7 protein-coding genes are annotated in these 6,254 nt (G+C 44.6%); 4 read left to right on the top strand and 3 right to left on the bottom strand.

Features of this window, described 5'->3' with window-relative positions:
- Nucleotides 1-88: 88 nt before the first annotated feature.
- Both B4K20_RS02660 and B4K20_RS02655 read left to right on the top strand, forming a co-directional pair.
- Nucleotides 89-1,303: a UbiH/UbiF/VisC/COQ6 family ubiquinone biosynthesis hydroxylase gene (locus B4K20_RS02660; RefSeq protein WP_289281785.1), complete on the top strand. Its 1,215-nt coding sequence runs from the start codon at nt 89-91 to the stop codon at nt 1,301-1,303.
- Nucleotides 1,304-1,366: 63 nt separating this feature from the next.
- Nucleotides 1,367-1,960 (top strand): DUF502 domain-containing protein, encoded by a 594-nt coding sequence (locus tag B4K20_RS02655; protein ID WP_289243235.1) that lies wholly within the window; start codon nt 1,367-1,369, stop codon nt 1,958-1,960.
- On the opposite strand, the gene B4K20_RS02650 is transcribed toward B4K20_RS02655, so the two are convergent.
- The 3 genes from B4K20_RS02650 to rhlB are packed head-to-tail and all read right to left on the bottom strand — an operon-like array spanning nt 1,953 to nt 4,266.
- The gene (locus B4K20_RS02650) at nt 1,953-2,645 is read right to left on the bottom strand and encodes a hypothetical protein (protein ID WP_289281784.1); all 693 of its coding nucleotides are present in this window, start codon (nt 2,643-2,645) and stop codon (nt 1,953-1,955) included. The genes B4K20_RS02655 and B4K20_RS02650 overlap by 8 nt on opposite strands.
- Complete coding sequence (locus B4K20_RS02645; protein WP_289281783.1) at nt 2,632-2,979, bottom strand: hypothetical protein; 348 nt, start codon at nt 2,977-2,979, stop codon at nt 2,632-2,634. The genes B4K20_RS02650 and B4K20_RS02645 overlap by 14 nt, the downstream gene beginning before the upstream one ends.
- Nucleotides 2,980-2,985: 6 nt before the next feature.
- The gene (gene rhlB / locus B4K20_RS02640; protein ID WP_289281782.1) at nt 2,986-4,266 is read right to left on the bottom strand and encodes an ATP-dependent RNA helicase RhlB; all 1,281 of its coding nucleotides are present in this window, start codon (nt 4,264-4,266) and stop codon (nt 2,986-2,988) included.
- 98 nt (nt 4,267-4,364) lie between these two features.
- On the opposite strand from rhlB, the gene trxA reads away from it, so the two are divergent.
- Both trxA and B4K20_RS02630 read left to right on the top strand, forming a co-directional pair.
- A complete protein-coding gene (gene trxA, locus B4K20_RS02635) occupies nt 4,365-4,691 on the top strand; it encodes a thioredoxin TrxA (protein WP_007146622.1) in 327 nt (108 codons plus the stop codon).
- 182 nt (nt 4,692-4,873) lie between these two features.
- The coding region (locus B4K20_RS02630) for a UvrD-helicase domain-containing protein (protein ID WP_289281781.1) at nt 4,874-6,254 on the top strand (1,381 nt) is incomplete at its 3' end.

Genomic DNA, 6,254 nt, shown 5'->3' with positions numbered 1-6,254 from the left:
CGATGCCTGTTATGAAACACTGGCTGGCACAGAAAAGTATGGGATTGGCACAAGCACAGCCTAAATTAGCTCGAGGTGTTCCCTTATCATGAAACAGCAATATGATATTACGATTGTCGGTGGTGGCATGGTGGGAGCCTGTCTGGCGCTGGCATTATCACGTTATGACCAATTCACCATTGCCTTAATAGAGGCTCGTCATGTTGAACCATTAACTGCTGACGATCCCTTTGACATCAGAGTCAGTGCATTGACCAAAGGTAGTGAAGCCATTCTGAAAAATCTGGGAATATGGTCAATGCTGCCACCAGCACGGCTATCTGCATTTTCTGACATGAAAGTCTGGGAAACCAGTGAGAGTCAGATACATTTCAATAGTGCTGATATGGGTACCAGCAACTTAGGTCACATCATTGAGAATCGGCAACTGCAAAAAACCAGTTTCAGCCTCTGTCAGCAACAAGCTAATATTGATGTAATTTGCCCAGCCAAACCAGTAGCTATTGATAACCAACAACTTCGTCTTGAGGATGGACGCATAGTAAAAACACAACTGATTATCGCGGCAGATGGTGCTCATTCGGCTATTAAAGAGCTGGCTAACATCCAGACAAAAGGCTGGTCATACCATCAAAAAGGCCTGGTGTGTAATGTTACCACTGAACATCCTCATCAAAACACCGCATGGCAGCGCTTCTTAGCTGATGGTCCGCTTGCGTTTTTACCTCTAAAAGATAATCATCAATGCTCAATTGTCTGGACACTTAAAAATGACGATGCTGATCGTCTGTTATCGCTCAGCGATGATGAATTTATCGATGAACTAAATGTGGCATTTGAAGAACGTTTGGGAAAAGTCACCCACATCAGCCACCGTGATGCTTTTCCGCTTCAACTACGTCATGCCGAGACATATATCAAACCAGGCATTGTTCTGGTTGGTGATGCCGCACACACCATTCATCCACTAGCAGGACAAGGCGTCAATATCGGTTTGTTGGATGCAGCAACGCTAGCCGAAGTTATTATCGATGCTGCCATGCATAATCGTGATATTAGTCAGCTACATACGTTACAAAAATACCAACGACAACGACATGCTGATAATCTGCTGATGCAAATGAGCATGGACATGTTCAAGCGTGTCTTCACTAACCGCATCGCTCCGGTGAGATGGCTACGTCAATTTGGCTTACGTCATGTCAACCAAAGTCGCTTACTGAAAAACCTGTTTATGCAGCAAGCAGCAAGCCGTTCTTTTGCCACGCCTAAACTGGCTCAGCGCCACTATGGCCGTGATTAAATTATCTCCCCTTCGTCTTTCTCAGATCAGATGACCATACTTTCATTTCACGGAGCCTAGTGTATGTTTCGATTCCTAACCCGTCAGTTTTTGACCGGCTTAATCACTATTCTGCCTATCACCATTACGCTCTATCTGATTTATTGGGTCATTTCTTCTGCAGAAAAAGCATTAAGCCAAGTCATCATGTTTCTGTTACCGGATTACATGTATTGGCCAGGGATGGGTTTTTTAGCTGCTATTGCCTTGATCTTTACTCTCGGTATTTTAATGCGCCTCTATGTTTTCAAGCGCTTGTTCAAGGGTGCAGAAAGCTTGCTTTATCACCTACCAGTCATCAAATCAATTTATGGCAGCATGCATGACTTTTTTCATTACTTCACACCGGGACGAGAAACTGAGTTTGAACAGGTTGTTTCCGTCAAACTGGATAATGGTATGGAGATGATTGGCTTTATCACATTGGACAGTGCAGAGCATCTACCAACCAAAGATGATGAAGATCGTGTGCTGGTGTATTTACCAATGAGTTATAACATCGGCGGCTATCCTGTGATCATGCCAAGACGCATGTTAAAACCGATTGATATGAGCATGGAACAAGCCATGCGTTTTGTATTAACTGCTGGAGTGGCTGGTCACACAAAACCTAAATAGGTAAGAAAACAAGCGTGGCCGCTCGAACGACAAATGTCTTAATAATACGGCCATTTTTCTGCGCGATGATTTGGGCAAGATTATCTTGGGTAGCAATCATTTTTCCAAACAGTCGTTGATAACTCAAATTACGTATCTCGCCTGATAAGCTATCGCTCAACATCAGTAGATTACCGTCACGATCACGTTTCTTTGCCAACAACCATGCCGCAATTTCTATATTACGAGCACTGTTATAGAGTTTTTGCTGATCGATTGAGGTCAGGTAAAAAAATTCGCTGTGGTTATCATAAGATGTCATCAGCATTTTTCTTAAGCCGACAATATAGGCAAGTACACGATCCCCCTGAAAACGTTCATCAAGAGAGAGTCGTATTATATCGGTTGGTCTCTTGATAATAGCCCATTCGGGGTAGATGAAATCCACCTCTCTGGAGAATGTCCGCTCCACACTCTCTTTGATGGTTCTGATATCCCTGTCATGACGAAGATTGGGATTACGTTTGTAAAGCTTCAACATTAATCTTTTTAACTGCGCCATCACCGCTTGTTGGTGAAGCTCTATCACTTCATCGATGTCACTCTTGGCTAGTCTGGAGACACCGTTATTTGACTGACTATTATTTCCGCTTGCCGCACAGCCCGTAATGAAAAAAACAAGCCATAAAACGCTAAACCATCTCATCCACTAACTGCCCTCCTGACGGCTTTGAATCATTATTCATGTCCTTGATATATAAATATTGCTGTACAGACTTTGGTAGTAGATTGTTTTGTCGTTCAGACGAAGATGAGTCACGTTCAGTGCCGATAAACTGCCTGACAAATTGCGCTTGCTGACTATCTTGTGTGGAGGCCAGTGGCACAACGACATTCGTTGTATCAGCTTGTTCTTTATCAACAATGGTAGCGGTGTATTCAGCGGCAGCATCAAAAGTAACAGGCAAACGCGCATTATTGCGTGGTTCAGTAGGAACCAGCGGGTAAAAATTCGCTTGTCTGTTATTGTTGATCTGCATCTATCATTACTTTTTTTCTTGCCTTGGACGCCTGCGTCGTGGCTTTGATGATTTATTCGCGTCGTGTCTTTTTCGTTGTGGTGCGGCTTCTTTTTCCTTTTTTACTCGTGGCTTGGGTGTGTCCAGTTGCTCATCAGAGGTTGATGCTAATGGTAATTTATGTTTGATATAAGCTTCAATATCTGGCAGTGAAAATACATATTCTTCACACGCTAAACTGATGGCAACACCGCTAGCCCCTGCTCGAGCAGTCCGTCCCGTGCGATGAACGTAGTCCTCTACATCTTGGGGTAAATCATAATTAAATACATGACTCACCTCAGGAATATGTAATCCTCGCGCAGCAACATCAGTGGCGACGAGGAAGGGAAATTCGCCATCCTGGAAGTGTTGCAATAAGCGTTCACGTTTTTTCTGGGGCACATCACCAGACAATAATGAAGCCTTGTAGCCATTCCCCTCCAAATACCCCCAGACAACATCTGCAGCTTGTTTTGTATTGACGAAAATAATGCCCCGTTCAGGATTCAAACGTTTAATCAACGCCAGCAGCAGAGGAATTTTTTCATCATTCGCCGGGTAATACACCCATTCTTCAATACGATCCCCCATCATTTTTTCAGGTTCGACCTGAACCTTTTCTGGGTTATTCATATGTTCGTAAGCTAATTCGCTAACTTTGTAGCTCAATGTCGCTGAAAACAACATCCCTAAACGTTGCTCGGGTTTAGGGATACGACGCAGGAAATAACGGACATCTTTAATAAAGCCCAGATCAAACATCCGATCGGCTTCATCAAGTACAACGACATCAATGAATTTTAAACTGAAGACACGTTGTTTCTGATAATCCAATAAGCGCCCAGGCGTACCGATTAAAATATCCAGTCCCCCCTTAATCATATCGCGCTGACGTTGGTAATCTTTGCCTCCATGTGCGATACCAATACGCAGTCCTGATTCAGCATTAAGTTTTTCTGCATCTTTCGCTATTTGAATGGCTAATTCGCGAGTCGGAGCTAAAATCAGTGCGCGTGGTTGTTTTCCGTCCCAGTTTTCAGCAGGCTTTTTTTCGAGCAGGCATTGAAAGGTGGCAAGTAAAAAAGCAATGGTTTTGCCTGTTCCTGTTTGTGCCTGACCAGCAACATCCCGGCCTGATAGTAATATTGGCAGCGCAGAAGCTTGAATCGGGGTACAGAATTCGAATCCGGCCTTCGCCAGCCCGGCTTTTAGTGAAGCGTGGAGTGGCAAGGATGAGAAGGCCTGCTCGGTTAGATGTGCACTCATAGAATACTTGCATTACCTTTTGTGATAGGAAAAAATGTTAGGCTATATCGTATGGGAGTATAGACCCACGATACTTTATATACCACTGGAGATAAAACATGAGCGAAAACGTCACCCACGTGACCGATGGCGACTTTGATAGCCAAGTACTACAGTCTGACCTGCCTGTGTTGGTCGATTACTGGGCTGAATGGTGTGGTCCATGCAAAATGATCGCCCCTGTATTGGATGAAATCGCGACCGAATACGCTGGTAAATTGAAAGTTTGCAAGCTGAATATTGACGAAAATCAGGACACTCCACCACGCTACGGTATCCGTGGTATCCCAACATTAATGTTGTTTAAAGATGGTGAAGTTGAAGCCACAAAAGTAGGTGCTTTAACAAAATCACAACTTGCTGCATTTTTAGATAGCAACATCTAAAAAATACATACTCCCCGCAAGCATTCTCGTTGCGGGGAGTTTGATTTTTACAATGAGCGTTATGCAGATACGCTATCAGTCCCCCGCCCGACTGATATGGCATAACACCAATTGACCAGTTCATATCCATCATGACCGGATAATGTGCTGGTTTATTTATTTCTGAACGATATGATCACAAAATGGATGTCTCAGAGCTTTTAAACGATCTAAACAAACCACAACGTGAAGCAGTTGCTGCACCTCTAGGCCACGCCAGGATTCTGGCGGGAGCCGGTAGTGGAAAAACACGGGTATTAGTCCACAGAATAGCCTGGCTGATACAAGCAGAAGGTTTTTCAGCGGGTAATATTTTAGCTGTGACCTTCACCAATAAAGCGGCTGCAGAAATGCGTGGTCGTATTGAAGAGATTCTGGGTTATCCACCAGGCGGCATGTGGGTAGGCACCTTTCATGGCTTAGCTCACCGCCTATTGCGCTCACATTGGAAAGAAGCCGACCTGCCTCAAAATTTCCAGATTCTGGATACAGATGATCAACTTCGGATGCTGAAACGCATCATCCGCGCGATGGAACTGGATGAAGCACAATGGCCACCTAAACAGGCCCAGTGGTACATCAATGCACAAAAAGATGAAGGCCTGCGTGCCAAAGATATTCAGGCAGGTCATGATCCTTATTCAAAAAATATGCTGGCCATTTACCTTGCCTATGAACAGGCTTGTCAACGAGCTGGGGTTATCGATTTCGGTGAAATTTTATTAAGAAGCCATGAACTCTGGTTAAAACGCCCCGATATTCTGGCGCACTATCAGCAGCGGTTTAAACAAATTTTAGTCGACGAGTTTCAGGATACTAATACCTTGCAATACGCTTGGCTAAGATTACTCGCAGGAACTAGCGGACACCTGTTTATCGTAGGGGATGATGATCAGTCTATCTATGGCTGGCGTGGTGCACGTATAGAAAATATTCAACAGTTCGACACCGACTACCAGGGTGCCAGCACCATCCGTCTAGAACAAAACTATCGTTCTACTGGCAATATTCTCAAAGCAGCTAATGCGGTTATTGCCAATAATAGTGAACGCTTAGGCAAAGAATTATGGACAGAGGATGATGACGGCGATCCCATCCAGATTTATAACGCTTACAACGAACGTGACGAAGCCTCATACCTTGTCGAGCAAATCCGTAAATGGGTAGAAAACGGTGGGAAAAGAAGTGATGCTGCCGTGCTCTATCGTTCGAATGCGCAATCACGGGTCATTGAGGAAGCCTTACTACAAGCCGCTATGCCCTATCGGGTTTATGGTGGCTTACGCTTTTTTGAGCGGGCTGAAATCAAAGACGTTCTGTCTTATTTGCGTCTGGTGTCAAACCGTCTCGATGACGCCGCTTTTGAACGTATCGTCAACACACCCACGCGCGGTATTGGCGCTGCCACTCTCACACAAGTACGCCAATATGCTCGTGAACGCGATATTTCGATGTGGCATAGTGCCATCGAGATGCTGGATGCTAAAGCCTTTGCGGCACGAGCTGGTAATGCGCTAGCGGGTT

The sequence above is a fragment of the Methylophaga sp. UBA5088 genome (genome assembly GCF_002414625.1).
Lineage (GTDB): Bacteria > Pseudomonadota > Gammaproteobacteria > Nitrosococcales > Methylophagaceae > Methylophaga > Methylophaga marina.
The sequence above is the reverse complement of the archived record's forward strand: the minus strand, read 5'-3'. Positions and strand labels throughout refer to the sequence as shown.

Excerpts from the sequence above, each read along its gene's own strand:
- B4K20_RS02660 (WP_289281785.1), top strand. The coding sequence starts at position 89 with ATGAAACAGCAATATGATATTACGATTGTCGGTGGTGGCATGGTGGGA.
- B4K20_RS02655 (WP_289243235.1), top strand. The coding sequence starts at position 1,367 with ATGTTTCGATTCCTAACCCGTCAGTTTTTGACCGGCTTAATCACTATT.
- B4K20_RS02650 (WP_289281784.1), bottom strand. The coding sequence starts at position 2,645 with ATGAGATGGTTTAGCGTTTTATGGCTTGTTTTTTTCATTACGGGCTGT.
- rhlB (WP_289281782.1), bottom strand. The coding sequence starts at position 4,266 with ATGAGTGCACATCTAACCGAGCAGGCCTTCTCATCCTTGCCACTCCAC.
- B4K20_RS02645 (WP_289281783.1), bottom strand. The coding sequence starts at position 2,979 with ATGCAGATCAACAATAACAGACAAGCGAATTTTTACCCGCTGGTTCCT.
- trxA (WP_007146622.1), top strand. The coding sequence starts at position 4,365 with ATGAGCGAAAACGTCACCCACGTGACCGATGGCGACTTTGATAGCCAA.